This window comes from Rhizobium grahamii CCGE 502 (genome assembly GCF_000298315.2).
Taxonomy (GTDB): Bacteria; Pseudomonadota; Alphaproteobacteria; order Rhizobiales; family Rhizobiaceae; genus Rhizobium; species Rhizobium grahamii.
In genome coordinates, this window is record NZ_AEYE02000008.1 from 264,945 (window position 1) to 279,986 (window position 15,042).

The 15,042-nt window shown below is 59.8% G+C and carries 14 protein-coding genes; 8 read left to right on the forward strand and 6 right to left on the reverse strand.

Features of this window, described 5'->3' with window-relative positions:
* Positions 1-11: 11 nt before the first annotated feature.
* Positions 12-1,178, reverse strand: coding sequence for a serine hydrolase domain-containing protein (locus RGCCGE502_RS07065; protein WP_016553487.1), 1,167 nt, complete (start codon positions 1,176-1,178; stop codon positions 12-14).
* Positions 1,179-1,244: 66 nt separating this feature from the next.
* Between RGCCGE502_RS07065 and RGCCGE502_RS07070 the strand changes: the two genes are divergently transcribed.
* Complete coding sequence (locus tag RGCCGE502_RS07070; RefSeq protein ID WP_016553488.1) at positions 1,245-1,889, forward strand: TetR/AcrR family transcriptional regulator; 645 nt, start codon at positions 1,245-1,247, stop codon at positions 1,887-1,889.
* A 62-nt stretch (positions 1,890-1,951) separates the two neighbouring features.
* Here the strand turns inward: RGCCGE502_RS07070 and RGCCGE502_RS07075 are convergent, their stop codons facing one another.
* On the reverse strand, positions 1,952-3,139 hold the full coding sequence (locus RGCCGE502_RS07075) for an aq_1923 C-terminal domain (RefSeq protein WP_016553489.1): 1,188 nt from the start codon (positions 3,137-3,139) through the stop codon (positions 1,952-1,954).
* A 236-nt stretch (positions 3,140-3,375) separates the two neighbouring features.
* On the opposite strand from RGCCGE502_RS07075, the gene parC reads away from it, so the two are divergent.
* A complete protein-coding gene (gene parC, locus RGCCGE502_RS07080; RefSeq protein WP_016553490.1) occupies positions 3,376-5,631 on the forward strand; it encodes a DNA topoisomerase IV subunit A in 2,256 nt (751 codons plus the stop codon).
* Positions 5,632-5,789: 158 nt separating this feature from the next.
* Positions 5,790-6,299, forward strand: coding sequence for an SRPBCC family protein (locus RGCCGE502_RS07085; RefSeq protein ID WP_019279754.1), 510 nt, complete (start codon positions 5,790-5,792; stop codon positions 6,297-6,299).
* On the opposite strand, the gene RGCCGE502_RS07090 is transcribed toward RGCCGE502_RS07085, so the two are convergent.
* The 4 genes from RGCCGE502_RS07090 to hemB all read right to left on the reverse strand — a co-directional run bounded on the left by RGCCGE502_RS07090 (position 6,238) and on the right by hemB (position 9,628).
* Entirely contained in the window at positions 6,238-7,125 is an 888-nt protein-coding gene (locus RGCCGE502_RS07090; RefSeq protein WP_016553493.1) for a DMT family transporter, read from the reverse strand. The two genes, RGCCGE502_RS07085 and RGCCGE502_RS07090, sit on opposite strands and share 62 nt — an antisense overlap.
* Positions 7,126-7,902, reverse strand: a complete 777-nt coding sequence (locus RGCCGE502_RS07095; protein ID WP_016553494.1) for an arginyltransferase — start codon at positions 7,900-7,902, stop codon at positions 7,126-7,128.
* 178 nt (positions 7,903-8,080) lie between these two features.
* Positions 8,081-8,539, reverse strand: a complete 459-nt coding sequence (locus RGCCGE502_RS07100; protein WP_016553495.1) for an RDD family protein — start codon at positions 8,537-8,539, stop codon at positions 8,081-8,083.
* A 75-nt stretch (positions 8,540-8,614) separates the two neighbouring features.
* A complete protein-coding gene (gene hemB / locus RGCCGE502_RS07105; RefSeq protein WP_016553496.1) occupies positions 8,615-9,628 on the reverse strand; it encodes a porphobilinogen synthase in 1,014 nt (337 codons plus the stop codon).
* 134 nt (positions 9,629-9,762) lie between these two features.
* Between hemB and RGCCGE502_RS07110 the strand changes: the two genes are divergently transcribed.
* From RGCCGE502_RS07110 to glyA, 5 genes are all read left to right on the forward strand, one after another.
* Positions 9,763-10,200, forward strand: a complete 438-nt coding sequence (locus RGCCGE502_RS07110) for a DUF6163 family protein (protein ID WP_016553497.1) — start codon at positions 9,763-9,765, stop codon at positions 10,198-10,200.
* A 129-nt stretch (positions 10,201-10,329) separates the two neighbouring features.
* Positions 10,330-10,845: a transcriptional regulator LdtR gene (gene ldtR, locus RGCCGE502_RS07115; protein ID WP_007801049.1), complete on the forward strand. Its 516-nt coding sequence runs from the start codon at positions 10,330-10,332 to the stop codon at positions 10,843-10,845.
* Positions 10,846-11,030: 185 nt separating this feature from the next.
* Complete coding sequence (locus RGCCGE502_RS07120) at positions 11,031-11,876, forward strand: hypothetical protein (RefSeq protein WP_016553498.1); 846 nt, start codon at positions 11,031-11,033, stop codon at positions 11,874-11,876.
* 385 nt (positions 11,877-12,261) lie between these two features.
* Complete coding sequence (locus RGCCGE502_RS07125) at positions 12,262-13,566, forward strand: L,D-transpeptidase family protein (RefSeq protein WP_016553499.1); 1,305 nt, start codon at positions 12,262-12,264, stop codon at positions 13,564-13,566.
* A gap of 177 nt (positions 13,567-13,743) precedes the next feature.
* Positions 13,744-15,042 carry a serine hydroxymethyltransferase gene (gene glyA / locus RGCCGE502_RS07130; RefSeq protein WP_016553500.1) on the forward strand — a complete coding sequence of 433 codons (1,299 nt, stop codon included), beginning with the start codon at positions 13,744-13,746 and terminating at the stop codon, positions 15,040-15,042.

Sequence of the window (15,042 nt, forward strand, 5' to 3'; positions counted from 1 at the left end):
TTCTTGGCATTTCAAAGCGCCGCGTAGAGCGCGTCGCGCAGATCCACCGTGAACTGTCCCCACATCCCCTCCAGCGCCGTATTCGTCAGCGCCACGACGGTCAGCTTCTTTGCGGGATCGACAAACCAGCTATGGCCGTAGGCGCCGCCCCAGCGGAACGTCCCCTTTGACCACGGCACCTGCGCGGCGACCGGGTCGGTCACCACCGCCCAGCCGAAACCGAAGCCGACGCCCGGATCGAGAAGTTGGCGCACGCCGTTCGCCTGATCTGCAATCATGCTTTTGATCGTTTCGGAAGAGAGAAGCGGCGAGCCGCCCTTGCGGATCGTCTCCAGGATCGCCAGCACGTTGCCCGCTGTTCCCGCCATGCCGGCGCCGCCGGAATGATAGGAGGCCGGATCGAAGATGCGGTCCGGCGTGAAACGCACAGAGCCGTTCAGAGCCGGCACGGAGGCTTCTTTGCCCATCCGCGCGGGCTCAGGTGCGGCGTTCATATAGGCGGCAGCGAGCCGACCGCGATCACGCACGGCAAAGGCGATGTCGGCAAGGCCGAGTGGCTCCGTCACCAGCTTTGCCACGGCTTCGCCGAGCGGGGCACCCGTCTCCTTTTCGATGACGCCACCGATCACGTCCATGGCGAGCGAATATTGCCAGTGTGAGCCAGGTGCGAAGAGGAGAGGGACGCTCGCCAGCCGCTTCAGGTTTTCGCCCAGCGGCAGGCCAGGTTGATCGAGGCCGTCGGAAGTGCCTGCTTTGGCATAAGGACCGTCCTCTTCGGCAAAGCCATAGCTGAGCCCGGAGGTATGAGTGAGCAGATGGCGGATGGCGATGACCGGCTCCGTCCCGTCCGCAAGCCGTGGGCGAAAATCCGGCAGCCATTGGGTCACGGGATCGTCGAGGTTGATGCGGCTCTGTTCGACGAGCCGCATCGCTGCGATCGTCACGATCGGCTTTGTGATTGAGGCGAGCCGGAAAATCGTGTCCTCGGCCATGGCCCGTCCTTTTTCGCGATCGGCAAGCCCTGCTGCACGGCGATAGACGACGACGCCTTCGCGGGCAACGAGAACCACCGCGCCGACGAGACGTTTTGCTGCGATCGTGCGATCGATCACCGTGTCGAGTGCGGTTGCGAGGTCCGCAGTCTGCTGTGTGTGCTGGGTTTCGAGGGGAAGACTCATTGGATCAAACCTCCTATAATCACAGTGATCGTTCCTGAATAAACCGGATCGAACGATATTTCTAGAGTGGTCATTGTGAAAAATAACGACGACGAACAAAATAACGGTCAGAAGAAGCGTGGCCGCCCGCCGGCCTTCGATCGAGAGACGGTGCTTTCCGCCGCACGCGACGTCTTCTGGCAGCACGGCTATGACGGCAGCTCGATCGCCGATCTTACTGCCTCGATGGGGATTACGCCCCAGAGCCTCTACGCGGCCTTCCGTTCCAAGGCGGAGCTTTATCGCGAGGCGCTCGCGCAATATCGCCGCATGCCGCGCCCCGAGCCCGGCAATCCTTTCCAGGCAGAGATCGACACCGTCACTGCCTTCGAGCGGTTCCTGAACAACTCGGCCGCCATTTTCACCGCGGCCGACCATCCGAAGGGCTGCATGATTTCGACGGCTGTGTTGAATTGCGCGGCCGAGAATGAGGACATTGCCGAATACGTCTCCTCACTGCGGGCGCAGACGCTCGACATTTTCGCGGCGCGCATCGAACGCGGCATCAAGGAGGGGGATATAAGGAAGGATGCGAACGCCCGATCGCTTGCCCGCTTTATGGGGGCGATCGTCCAGGGCATGTCGGTCCAGGCACGTGACGGCGCCACTGCCTCAGAACTGGGTGAAATGACCAGCCACGCAATCCATGAGTTGCGCCGCTACACCGCGTGACCGTTGCCCAAACGGAAAGGAACCCAGCGGGCAGAGCGGCTCGCCGGGTTCCAGAGGTCCGATCAGTCGTTTGCGGTCACCTTCACGCCGAGGACTTGCGGCAGTGTATTCGGTGCGCCCATCGCGGCACCCATGATCATTGGGAACGGAACGGGCTTTGCTGGAGCGGCAGCGAGCGTCAGGTTCTTCGGATTGTCGAGGAAGGTGCTGACGGCGGCCGATATGGCGTTCTGCAGTTCTGGGATGTTCAGCTGCGCCAGCATGATCGGCGTCATCGCCTTCAACGAATCCGCCATCTGCTGGCCGGAGATGTTCTGCTGGCTGCCGGCGTAATCGAGGGCGCGTTTGGTGATGGAAGCGTCATCGAAGCGGATCTGGGCGCTTTCGAACGACAGCTGCTGCATCAGCCCGAGCATCGACAGACCGAGGGCCTGCTGCGCCTCTTCCTTGTTCTGGTTTGCTTCCGCCTGCTTGGCCGCCTCCTGCAGCGACTTTATGAAAGGCATCGTGTAGCCGGAGATCTTAAAGGCGAGGTTCAGCTTGCCGATGTTGTTGAAGTCGAAGGCGAATTCGGAGACGTCGATCGTGCCGGGTGTCAGCTCCCAAGCGCCCTTCATCGTGATGTCGCCCTGGACGTGCTGGAGCGCGAGCTTGTCGATCGCTTCCTTGCTCTGCGCGTCAGTTGTCTTGCTGAGATCGGCCTTGAGACCCTTGAAAGCGCCATCAAAATCGAAGCCGGATTCGTCTTCGCGAAGCGTCAGGTTCATGTCGCTTTCAGCGAGCGAGAACAGTTCTGCACCGTTCTGGACAACCTTCACCGGGCCGCTGTGGGCGCTCTCGTAGAGCAGCATCGAGTCGAGCCCTTCACCCTTCGGATCGGCAGGGATCGAAATACCGCTCAGCGTCAGGTCGGTTGCTGTGAAAGTGGAGCCCTCGTTCGTAGCGCTGATGTTCGGGAAGGATGCTTCCTCGACATAGTAGCCGCCGTCTTCGTCTTCCTCGACGCCTTTCATGGTGATGTCACCAATCTGCACCGCTTCGCCGCTGTTGGCCTTGAAGCTCGCCTTCTTCAGCGTCACCGTCGTGCCGTCGACATCGACGCCATCGGCAACGATCGTGCCTCCCTGCTGGCTGTAAGCGGCATTGATCTTCGTCAGCAGAGCCTGGCCATCGAGGGCAAAGGCCGAGCCGGCGAGAGAAAGAAAAGCGGCGCCCGAAAGCATCAGCCGTGTCGTCAGGTAAAAAGTCATCTTGGGTCCCTTAGTGGCGGTGCGTAGCGGTGGCTCTGTTCGTAGCCGATCTACTGCGGTTCGATCGCGGTTTATATTTGTGGATTTCTAAATTTGTGTTGAAGGGAAAACGAAAGAACGACCAAATTCGGGCAAAGCAGCCACTGTCATTCTTTTCTCATCGTTCCAAGACTTCATCCACAGCCCGAATGCTTGGATTCCTTGCTCAAATAGGACATCTCGGCTAGTCAGGACACATGGGACAACAGATTTTGCCGCCCTCCGGCGGAGACGACGACAGTATCCTTCCGGTCGATCTGAAGGCGGCGCTTGAAGAGCGCTATCTCGCCTATGCGCTATCGACTATCATGCACCGCGCGCTGCCTGATGTGCGCGACGGCTTGAAGCCGGTGCACCGCCGTATCATTCACGCCATGAGCGAAATGGGCATCCGGCCCAATTCCGCCTTCAAGAAATGTGCCCGTATCGTCGGCGACGTCATCGGTAAGTTTCACCCGCATGGCGATCAGTCTGTCTATGATGCGCTTGTGCGTTTGGCGCAGGATTTCTCGCAACGCTACCCCGTCGTCGACGGGCAGGGCAACTTCGGCAACATCGACGGCGACAGTGCTGCTGCCTATCGATACACCGAAGCCCGCATGACCGAGGTCGCCGGTCTCCTGCTCGATGGCATCGAACAGGATGCGGTCGATTTCCGCCCGACCTACAACGAGGAAGACGAAGAGCCGGTCGTCCTGCCCGGCGCCTTCCCGAACCTGTTGGCGAATGGCTCGTCGGGCATTGCCGTCGGCATGGCGACTTCCATTCCGTCGCACAACGTCCACGAGCTCTGCGACGCCGCACTTCACCTCATCAAGCATCCCGATGCTTCGGTCGAAAAGCTGGTGGAGTTCATCCCCGGTCCGGATTTCCCAACCGGCGGCATCATCATCGACAGCCGCGAAAGCATCATCGAGGCCTACAAGACCGGCCGTGGCGGTTTTCGCACACGCGCCAAGTGGGAGACCGAGGACCTCGGTCGTGGCGGCTATCAGATCGTCGTTACCGAAATCCCGTTCCAGGTCCAGAAGTCCCGCCTGATCGAGAAGATCGCCGAGCTCTTGCTGGCACGCAAGCTGCCCTTGCTGGAAGACATTCGCGACGAGTCTGCCGAAGACGTCCGCGTCGTGCTGGTGCCCAAGAACCGGACAGTCGATCCGACGATCCTCATGGAATCGATGTTCAAGCTGACGGAACTGGAAAGCCGCTTCCCGCTGAACATGAACGTGCTCTCGATGGGGCGCATCCCGCGCGTCATGGCGTTGAACGAGGTGCTGAAGGAGTGGCTCGACCACCGTCGGGAAGTGCTGCAGCGTCGCTCGCGCTTCCGTCTCGCCGCAATCGATCGTCGCCTGGAAATCCTTGGCGGCTTGCTGATCGCTTACCTCAATATCGACGAGGTCATTCGCATCATCCGCGAAGAGGATGAGCCGAAGCCCGTGATGATCGCGCGCTGGTCGCTGACCGACAACCAGGTCGAAGCGATCCTCAACATGCGCCTGCGCTCGTTGCGCAAGCTCGAGGAATTCGAGATCCGCACCGAGTTCGACGCGCTGACCAAGGAGAAGGGTGAGATCGAGGCCCTGCTGGCATCCGAGGACAAGCAGTGGCAGACCGTCGCCTGGGAAATCGGTGAGGTGAAGAAGAAGTTCGCGAAGGCGACCGAGCTCGGACGCCGCCGCACGCAGTTTGCCGATGCGCCCGAGGCCGACGAGCAGGCAATCCAGCAGGCGATGATCGAGAAGGAGCCGATCACCGTCGTTGTCTCCGAAAAGGGCTGGATCCGCGCGCTGAAGGGGCACATCGCCGATACCGCGACCCTGACCTTCAAGGAGGGCGACGCGCTGAAGGTTGCCTTCCCGGCGCAGACGACCGACAAGATCCTGATCATCACCACAGGTGGCAAGGCCTACACGCTTGGTGGCGACAAGCTGCCGGGCGGTCGCGGTCACGGCGAGCCGCTGCGTATCATGATCGACATGGAGAACGATCAGGCCGTGCTGACGGCGTTCGTGCATGATCCGGCCGGTAAGCAATTGATCGTCTCGACGGCGGGCAACGGTTTCGTCGTTGCCGAGGCCGACATGGTAGCCAATACCCGGAAGGGCAAGCAGATCATGAACGTTTCCATGCCCGACGAGACAAAGCTGATTGTTCCGATCAGCGGTGATCATGTCGCGGTCGTTGGCGAGAACCGCAAGCTGCTTGCCTTCCCGCTGGCACAGGTGCCGGAAATGGGGCGTGGCAAGGGCGTCCGCCTGCAGCGCTACAAGGACGGCGGCATTTCCGACGTGCGTTGCTTCGCCCTCGCCGACGGCCTCGTCTGGGAAGATAGTGCCGGCCGCACCTTTACGAAAAACAAGGACGAGCTGGCCGAATGGCTCGCCGATCGCGCGACCGCCGGTCGCACCGTTCCGAAGGGTTTTCCGCGCAGCGGCAAGTTCGCAGGTTGAGGCAAAAATAAATCCGCGCGCCGCTCTTGGCGAGCGGCGCAATTCCTCTAGCTCTGTCCTGTAATCACAACATGGACAGACATCATTCCGCAGGCGGACGGAATGGTCGTGTATGGCGCCCCTGACGGGGTGCCGTGTCCGATCGCGGAGGAATGTTGATGAGTGCTTGCAATACCATCACCTTAAACGTTGCACATACATTCAATGCTTCGCCCTGCGCCGTTTACGACGCATGGCTGAACCCTCAGATTGCAAAACGCTTTCTCTTCGCGAGCGATGAAGGCCGCGTGATTCGCGCCGATATCGATCCGAAGGTTGGCGGGCATTTTCTCGTCATCGACCGGCGTCCCACGGGTGATGCGGTCCATTACGGCGTGTTTCTGGAACTGCGGCGTCCGCGGCGGATGGTCTTCTGCTTCTCTGCAGCGGAGCATGATCACAACGCGGATCGAATCCAGATCGACATCGAACCCCTGGCAGAAGGCACACGGCTGACGCTCTCACACGAAATGTGCTCTGAATGGGGGCAGTTCGAGGAGCAGACGCGGCAAGGTTGGGTTCACGTCATGCAGGGGCTCGAACGCGAGCTTGATGCGATGCAGGTGGTCAGTGTGCCAGAGATTGTCGCACAGGTTGCCGGCGAACCGTCCAAAGCGAGTGCGCCATAATCGCACAAACCAGGATCGCACCGCCGATGAGCGTCATCGTCGGCGGCGTTTCCGCAAAGATCAGCCAGATCCAGATCGGAGCCAGGATGGTTTCGAGCAGGTAGAACATGCCGACTTCCGGCGCTGACAGGTAACGTGGCCCCGTGGCGAGGCACCAAAACGCAACCGGCATCAGGAGTGCGCCGTTGAGGATGATCCACGCCGGATGTTCTATGGCGAGACCGACCGGCAAGGCATTGGCAAAGCCGAGGGTGGCTGGCAGGGCGGCCGCCAGCAGAGGTACGAATCCCATGTCTCGGCGCGATGCGCGGCCGACCGTGATCGCCGATGCGAGGATGAAGGCGCTGAGCAGCGCCATGGCATCGCCGAAGATATGGCCGCCGGCCAATCCGTCACGGACGATCAAACCAACACCGAACACCATGACAGCCATGGTAACCAGCGTGGAGAGCGAAGGTCGCTCCTTGAGGAATATCCAGGAGAGAAGCGCGCCGAACATCGGATTGAACGCGACGATGAACACCACGTTCGCCGTTGCCGTGTTGAAGACGGCAAGCAGGAATGTCAGCGTTGAACAGCCATAGAGCAGACCGGTCGCAAGGCCGTGTTTGCCGGGCATGAGCACCGGCCACGCTCCCTTGAGGTATCTGATGAGGCAGATAACGACGAGTGTCACGGCGACGGTCGTGATGCTGCGTGCGCCAAGGATCGACCACATGTCTCCACGAGCGAGGCGCACGAGTGGAATGTCCATGGAAAGAGCCAGGCCGCCGATCGTTGTCAGCAGCAGACCCTTCCGATGATCGGAAAGGGAGGGGAGGAGCATTTAGTAGCGTGTGCTTTCAGGCAATGCGGAGGGATCGAAACGTTCCCAGCCGCGCGAAGTCAGGTGCTCTTGCGGCTGGAAGCGAGTCTTGTAGTCCATTTTCCGCGATCCTTGAACCCAGTAGCCCAAGTAGACGTGCGGAAGCCCCAAAGCCTTTGTTCGCCGGATGTGATCAAGGATCATGAACGTCCCGAGCGAACGTCGATCCATATCAGGGTTGAAGTAGGAATAGACCATCGACAAGCCGTCGCTCATGGTATCGGTGAGGGCGGCGGCCACCAACTCACCCGTCGGGCGCTCTTCGATCCCGGCCCCTTCCTTTCGAAGCCGATACTCGATGATCTTGGTGTTCACATGCGTATCCTCGACCATGATGGCGTAGTCGAGCACCGTCATGTCGGACATTCCGCCCTGTTGGTGGCGAAAATCGAGATAGCGTCGGAACAGCGAATATTGCTCGCTGGAAGGCTGAGCAGGAAACTCCGTGGAGATGATATCGTCGTTTGTCGCCAGAACCCGTTTCATCGACTTTGTCGGCAAGAACTCCTGCGCGAGGATGCGCACCGAGATGCAGGCACGGCAGGCTTCGCACGCTGGCCGATAGGCAATGTTCTGCGATCGGCGAAAGCCGCCTTGCGTCAGGATATCGTTCATCTCCGCTGCACGCGGCCCGACGAGATGCGTGAAGACCTTGCGTTCCATCTCGTGGGCCAGATAAGGGCACGCAGCCGGAGCAGTCAGGTAAAACTGCGGTGAGGGCGTCGTCTGCGTATTCATCTGTTCCGGAGATTTCCTTCGGTTCGCTGCCTATCTACAGGATGACTTAAGAATAAAAAACGTCAACAGCGCGGCCATTCTGTTGGCCGATGTTGCCCGTTATACTTTTGGATATGGCGCCCAAAGGCTCCCGGCAAAGGCCAGCAGCCGCGTTTATTTTAGCGTGTAAGGACCTGATTTAGGCGGTGCGTACGGTGACCGTGCCGACCAGAAAATCGTGGATAAGCCGGCTGCGCTCGGTAAACAGGCCGACCAGCAGAATGAGGGGCGTCAGAACGGAGTTCAAGATCCAGAAAAGCGCCAGGTGAACGATGGCGGTCAGAAAATCCATACGCTGCCCGTCGACTCGCATGATTGCGATTCCCATTGCGCGCATCCCAAGCGAGGCCTGACTGGAACCGCCAACGGTGAAGCCGAAATAGAGGCCGGCAACGATCACGAACAAGGCCGGATAGAGAAAGAATCCGAGCCCCAGTGTGACGATCGACAGGAAGAAAAGCACGACGGCTGCCGGGATGCAAAGCAGCAGAACGACCACGTAATCGAGGATGAATGCGAAGACACGACGGCTCAGCGTGCCGCTGTACGCGCGCCAGTCGTCCGGTGCGGCATAGAGCGGGTTGGGAGTGAGCGTCATTGTTGCGGTCTCCTTTCGAGAAAGCGATGCCGCTGATATGGTATCGCTTCCCGCAAATGCAATATTTGCGCGCAATCAGCGCTTGGCTAGAATCTCGGCCACCTCGACCGCAAAATAGGTGAGGACGCCATCACACCCGGCGCGCTTGAATGAAAGCAGGGTTTCCAGCATCGCCCGTTCACCGTCGATCCAGCCGTTCATCGCGGCCGCCTTGATCTGTGTGTATTCGCCCGAAACCTGGTAGGCGAAGGTCGGCAGGCCGAAAGCCTCCTTCATGCGCCAACAGATGTCAAGATAGGGCAGTCCCGGCTTGACCATCAGCATGTCGGCGCCTTCCTCCACGTCGAGCGCCGCGTCGCGGATCGCTTCGGTGCCGTTTGCCGGATCGATGTAGTAGGTGTTCTTGTCGCCCTTGAGCAGTCCGCCGGTCGAGATCGCCTCGCGGTAGGGGCCATAGAATGCCGAGGCGAATTTGGTGGCGTAGCTCATGATACCAACATTCTGGTGCCCGGCAGCGTCAAGGGCGCGGCGGATGGCGCCGATTCTGCCGTCCATCATCTCCGACGGCGAAATGATGTCAGAGCCGGCATCGGCCTGCATGACGGCCGCGCGCGCAACCTGATCGACCGTCTCGTCGTTGATGATCTCGCCCTGTCGCAAGATCCCGTCGTGGCCATGGCTGGTGAAAGGATCGAGCGCCACATCTGTGATGACCCCGATATTGGGCACCGCCTTCTTGATCGCGATCGTCGCCTGGTTGATCAGATTGTTGGCCTCAAGACTGTTCGATCCGGTTTCGTCGCGGAGTTCCATCTCGATGTTCGGAAAGGTCGCGATCGCCGGGATGCCGAGATCGGCCGCCTCCTTGGTGGCTTCGACGAGCTTATCCACACTCATCCGGTTGACGCCGGGCATTGCCGGTATCGGTTCGATGATGCCGGAGCCGGGAACGACAAAAACCGGCCAGATGAGATCATCCACCGTCAGCCGGTTTTCCTGCACCAGGCGCCGCGTCCAGTCGGCCTTGCGGTTGCGGCGCATGCGCCGATGGCCGGTGATGTCGTCGACGAGATGGGTCTTGTCCTGCATGGTCGTTCCAGCTTTCTGCCATTCCAATTGTCGAAGCGCTCATTATCATGGCGTGGCCGAAAACCAAATCGGACGATTGGCCGCAATAATCGAGCCGCTGGCGAAGTCCCAACTGCAACCCTATTGTTTTAGATATGGACGCTGATTCTCCGACGATACCAAAGCCGACGCTGACCAGCGTTCTGTTCATCCTGTTCTTGCGACTGGTCGCGATGTCCTGCTTCTGGTTCGGATTGCAGTATTGGGCGATGCTTGTCGGCTACTCGCTGGTAGGGGCAGGGCGCTTCGACCTGCTCAGCCTTCCCTGGAAGGTCGCAAGCACCTGCCTTGCCGTTCTGTTTCCTGTTGCGTCCCTCGGCCTTTGGCTGGCCGTCTCCTGGGGCCCGGTAATCTGGGTGCTAGCGGCAGGCGGACAGATCATCATGCACGGCTTCATGCCGGACGTTTTCGGGTCCAACCGGCTGATCGTTCTCCTGCATATTTCGGTCGCTCTGGTCTACGTGGGATTCCGCGCCGTGCTCTGGTACGAGAAGCGAAAGCGGCGCCAGCAGGTAAGCGTTGATTTACCCTGATACATCTAGGAGATTCAGTAAGGCACTGTTAAGCCTGCGGTTTAAGTAGAATTTTATTTGTATTCGATAGGGTCTGTCTCAAGGCGGGAAGAAAACCAACACCGCCAAACAAACAGTGAGGCAGTCATCATGAACACGAAAATCAAGCCGCAGGCAGTATCGAACTTCCGTGACCAGCAGGAACAGGGCATCCGTGATCTTTACATGGAATCCCTTCATCTTGTTGAACGTCTTCACCGCCGTCTGCTCGACGTCATCAAGGATGAGTTCGACCGTCAGGGTCGCAGCGATGTGAACGCTGTCCAGGCACTTCTCCTCTTCAACATCGGCAATTCCGAGCTGACCGCCGGCGAACTTCGCTCCCGCGGTTACTACCTGGGCTCCAACGTCTCCTACAATGTCAAGAAGCTCGTCGACCTCGGTTTCATCAACCACCAGCGCTCGCGCATCGACCGTCGCTCGGTCCGCATCAGCCTGACGGAAACCGGCCAGGACATCGCGGAAACCGTCGCCAAGCTCTACGAGCGCCACATAGGCTCGATCGACAAGGTCGGCGGCATCGGCACCGACGAATTCACGCAGATGAACAAGCTGCTGACCCGTCTTGACCGCTTCTGGAACGACCAGATCCTCTATCGCCTGTAATCTCTTAAGCCAACTTCCCTGCTGGCTTATCAGACCTCCAAGGCACGAAAGGGCGCAACGGTATTCCGTAGCGCCCTTTTCGCGTTTCCTCGCTCCGCTGCGGGGGACTACATATTCGGTCGACAACTTGCTAATGACTTCGCACGAACCTTAGGGGTTCTAGCGTGAATCAGGAGTTGCAGGTCATGGTGTCAGCTGTCTTGGCGGCGAGCGGTGGGGTGAAGCAGGTCATCTGCATCAGTTGGGGGACGAAATATGGTGCCCCCTTCATCAACCGGCTTTATGCCATGGTGAAGCGCAACATCACGCCTCCCTTCACCTTCACCTGCTTCACCGACAATCGGAGCGATCTCAATCCCGAAATCCTTTGCGAGGACCTGCCGCCGCTGGATGTCGAAAACATGCCGGTGAGAACGAAGGGCATTTGGCCCAAGGGGCGACTTTGGGGGCCGAAGCTTGGAAATTTGAGTGGTCCAGTGCTGTTCCTCGACCTCGATCTGGTGATCGTCGGTTCCCTCGACTCATTCTTCGAGGTCGGCGGTCCTGACGACGTCATCCTGTCGCGCAACCAGACGACGCCGTTTGAACGTCTCGGACAGACATCACTCTTCCGCTTTCCGGTCGGCAAGCTTGTTCCGCTGCAAGAAAAATTCCGCGCCGATCCCCAAGGCGTCGCTGACAAGTATCAATTCGAGCAGCGATTTGTGACGAGAAACGCGCCCGGTGGCGCGAAGTTCTTTCCGCGCCGGTGGGTGCTGCATTTCAGGCAGGATTGCCGCTGGCCATTCCCGCTCAATTATTTCCTGACGCCACGCCTGCCGGCCGATGCGCGGGTGATCCTGTTTCCACGCGACTTCCATCCGCAGTTCGCGGTCGAAGGACGGTTCGGGTTGAAGGGCCGAGCGGCGCCGCCGCTGGATCATATCCGACACATGTTCGATCCCGAACGGAGGCGCAACAGGCCGCTGTTTCGTTATCTGCGCCACTACATCCGACCAACGCCTTGGGTGGCCGACCACTGGCGCGAGTAGGCGCCTCCCGCCCACGCTGTCGTGACATCTTTGCAACGCATGGCAGGCAAGCGTAATCGCCTGTATTCAAGCCGTTTTTTAGCCGCTATTAACCGCCACATTCTGTGGATCGGTATGGTTTTTCCGCGTTGTCCGCGACTGACGGTTGAGTGTGGTGCGAGGCGACACGAATTGGCCATATTAGCATGTCAGCGGAAATGCACGGCAAAATGGCGCTCCCCAATTGAGGTCCGATAACCTCGTGCTCCCTGCTCGCAATCCTGTGATTGCTGGCAGAGAGATTGTGTAATGCGCCGTGGCGACGGGTTGGTAGGGATTTGCGCTCTCGCAGGGATAGTGAAGGTCGTCGGTCTCTCAAGCAGCGGCAATTTAGTGGTTGGGATGAATGTCGAAGAAAATCGGAACTGAAGCTCTTTCTCGTCGGGCGTTTCTGACGTCAGCGGCAATGGTCGGCGCGGGCGCATTGGCTACCCCCGCACTCGCACAGTCGGCGATCGATTCGCTCATTAATGCTCCGCAGCGCGGCGATTGGGATGACCAATTCGATGCAAAGGCGGCATCCCGTACGGCGACGGCCGTCGTTTCCAACACGCCGATTCTCGGACCGCAGTCGGTGCCCAGCATCCAGCAGGCGATCATGCAGTACCAGCAGATCGCCTCCGCGGGTGGCTGGCCACAAGTGAGCCCAAGCCAGCAGCGCCTGCAGATCGGCGTGACGGACCCGGCCGTCCAGGGTCTTCGCCAGCGTTTGGCCATTACCGGCGACCTGCCGCGCGAGGCGGGCATGTCTTCGGCGTTCGATTCCTATGTCGACGGCGCCGTCAAGCGCTTCCAGGCGCGTCACGGCCTTCCCGCTGACGGTGTTATCGGCGAGTTCACCTTGAAGGCGATGAACGTTCCGGCCGATGTTCGCCTGCAGCAGCTGAACACCAACCTCATCCGGATTCAGACCTTCCCGGAAGAGCTTGGACGTCGCCATGTGATGGTCAACATTCCAGCGGCTTACGTCGAGGCCGTGGAAGACGGCAGCGTAGCGACGCGCCACGCCGCGGTCGTTGGCCGTCTCAGCCGTCCGACGCATCTCGTCAACTCGAAGATCTACGAAGTTATTCTCAATCCTTATTGGACGGCACCGCGCTCGATCGTCGAAAAAGACATCGTGCCGCTGATGCGCAAGGACCCGACCTACCTCGAGAAGAATGCTATTCGCCTGATCGACGGCAAGGGCAACGAGGTCGCGCCGGAAACGGTCGACTGGAATGCGGAGAAGGCGCCGAATTTCATGTTCCGTCAGGACCCGGGCAAGATCAACGCCATGGCGTCCACCAAGATCAACTTCTACAACAAGAACGGCGAGTACATGCACGACACGCCGCAGCAGGGTCTCTTCAACAAGCTGATGCGCTTTGAGTCATCCGGCTGTGTCCGCGTCCAGAACGTTCGCGACCTGACGACCTGGCTGCTGCGCGAGACCCCGCCGTGGTCGCGTCAGCAAATGGAGCAGGTCATCACGACCCGTGTCAACACACCGATCAAGCTTGCCGAAGAAGTGCCGGTTTACTTCGTCTACATTTCCGCTTGGGGCATGCCGGATGGCGTCGTGCAGTTCCGCGACGATATCTACGAACTCGACGGCAACGCCGAGCTTGCGCTCGACACGACCGCCACCACGGAGCAGCCGGTTCAATAAGTCAGTTGGATCGCGTTTGATTTTCTCGAAACCGCGCCCCTCTGGCGCGGTTTTTTGTTGTCGCATCGAGCCTGGAATGCGCGGCGCGTAGATTGCCTAGCAAATGTCGTTCTCCGTATTGCCCTTGGCAGGGCAGGGCGCTAATACCTTCGCGCATTCCAGTTGAGGAGCCCGCCCATGACCAATGCTTCCACCCAGACCTTCTTCAATCGCTCGCTTGCCGATACCGATCCGGAAATCTTCGGTTCGATCCAAAAGGAACTCGGTCGCCAGCGTCATGAGATCGAGCTGATCGCCTCGGAAAACATCGTTTCCCGCGCGGTTCTGGAAGCCCAGGGCTCCATCATGACCAACAAGTACGCCGAGGGCTATCCGGGCAAGCGCTACTATGGCGGCTGCCAGTTCGTCGATATCGCCGAAGAGCTCGCGATCGAACGCGCCAAGAAGCTGTTCGGCGTCAACTTTGCCAACGTTCAGCCGAACTCCGGTTCGCAGATGAACCAGGCCGTGTTCCTGGCGCTGCTCCAGCCGGGCGACACCTTCATGGGCCTTGATCTCAACTCGGGTGGTCACCTGACGCACGGATCGCCGGTCAACATGTCGGGCAAGTGGTTCAATGTCGTATCCTATGGCGTGCGCGAAGGCGATAACCTGCTCGACATGGACGAAGTTGCCCGCAAGGCCGAAGAGCACAAGCCGAAGCTGATCATCGCCGGCGGCACCGCTTACTCCCGCATCTGGGACTGGAAGCGCTTCCGCGAGATCGCTGACTCGGTCGGCGCCTACCTGATGGTCGACATGGCCCACATCGCCGGTCTCGTTGCAGGCGGCCAGCATCCGTCGCCGTTCCCGCACTGCCATGTCGCGACCACCACGACCCACAAGTCGCTGCGCGGCCCGCGCGGTGGCGTGATCCTGACGAACGACGAAGATCTGGCGAAGAAGTTCAACTCGGCCGTCTTCCCGGGTCTCCAGGGCGGTCCGCTCATGCACATCATCGCCGCGAAGGCCGTTGCCTTCGGTGAAGCGCTGCAGCCTGAGTTCAAGGACTACGCCGCGCAGGTCGTCAAGAACGCCAAGGCACTCGCCGAAACACTGATCGCCGGTGGCCTCGACGTCGTCTCCGGCGGCACCGACAACCACCTGATGCTGGTCGACCTTCGCAAGAAGAACGCGACCGGCAAGCGCGCCGAAGCAGCGCTCGGGCGCGCCTACGTCACCTGCAACAAGAACGGTATCCCGTTCGATCCCGAAAAGCCCTTCGTTACCTCGGGTGTCCGCCTCGGCGCGCCTGCCGGTACGACCCGCGGCTTCAAGGAGGCGGAATTCAAGGAAATCGGCAACCTCATCGTTGAGGTTCTCGACGGCCTGAAGGTTGCCAACTCCGACGAGGGGAACGCAGCCGTGGAAGCAGCCGTTCGCGGCAAGGTGGTCGACCTGACCGACCGCTTCCCAATGTACGATTACATGGGCTAA

Bases quoted from the DNA above. Each gene is read 5' to 3' on its own strand.
- RGCCGE502_RS07110 (WP_016553497.1), top strand. From the start codon at position 9,763: ATGGACGCTGATTCTCCGACGATACCAAAGCCGACGCTGACCAGCGTT.
- RGCCGE502_RS07090 (WP_016553493.1), bottom strand. From the start codon at position 7,125: ATGCTCCTCCCCTCCCTTTCCGATCATCGGAAGGGTCTGCTGCTGACA.
- RGCCGE502_RS07100 (WP_016553495.1), bottom strand. From the start codon at position 8,539: ATGACGCTCACTCCCAACCCGCTCTATGCCGCACCGGACGACTGGCGC.
- ldtR (WP_007801049.1), top strand. From the start codon at position 10,330: ATGAACACGAAAATCAAGCCGCAGGCAGTATCGAACTTCCGTGACCAG.
- hemB (WP_016553496.1), bottom strand. From the start codon at position 9,628: ATGCAGGACAAGACCCATCTCGTCGACGACATCACCGGCCATCGGCGC.
- RGCCGE502_RS07095 (WP_016553494.1), bottom strand. From the start codon at position 7,902: ATGAATACGCAGACGACGCCCTCACCGCAGTTTTACCTGACTGCTCCG.
- RGCCGE502_RS07075 (WP_016553489.1), bottom strand. From the start codon at position 3,139: ATGACTTTTTACCTGACGACACGGCTGATGCTTTCGGGCGCCGCTTTT.
- RGCCGE502_RS07085 (WP_019279754.1), top strand. From the start codon at position 5,790: ATGAGTGCTTGCAATACCATCACCTTAAACGTTGCACATACATTCAAT.
- RGCCGE502_RS07125 (WP_016553499.1), top strand. From the start codon at position 12,262: ATGTCGAAGAAAATCGGAACTGAAGCTCTTTCTCGTCGGGCGTTTCTG.
- RGCCGE502_RS07065 (WP_016553487.1), bottom strand. From the start codon at position 1,178: ATGAGTCTTCCCCTCGAAACCCAGCACACACAGCAGACTGCGGACCTC.
- glyA (WP_016553500.1), top strand. From the start codon at position 13,744: ATGACCAATGCTTCCACCCAGACCTTCTTCAATCGCTCGCTTGCCGAT.
- parC (WP_016553490.1), top strand. From the start codon at position 3,376: ATGGGACAACAGATTTTGCCGCCCTCCGGCGGAGACGACGACAGTATC.
- RGCCGE502_RS07120 (WP_016553498.1), top strand. From the start codon at position 11,031: ATGGTGTCAGCTGTCTTGGCGGCGAGCGGTGGGGTGAAGCAGGTCATC.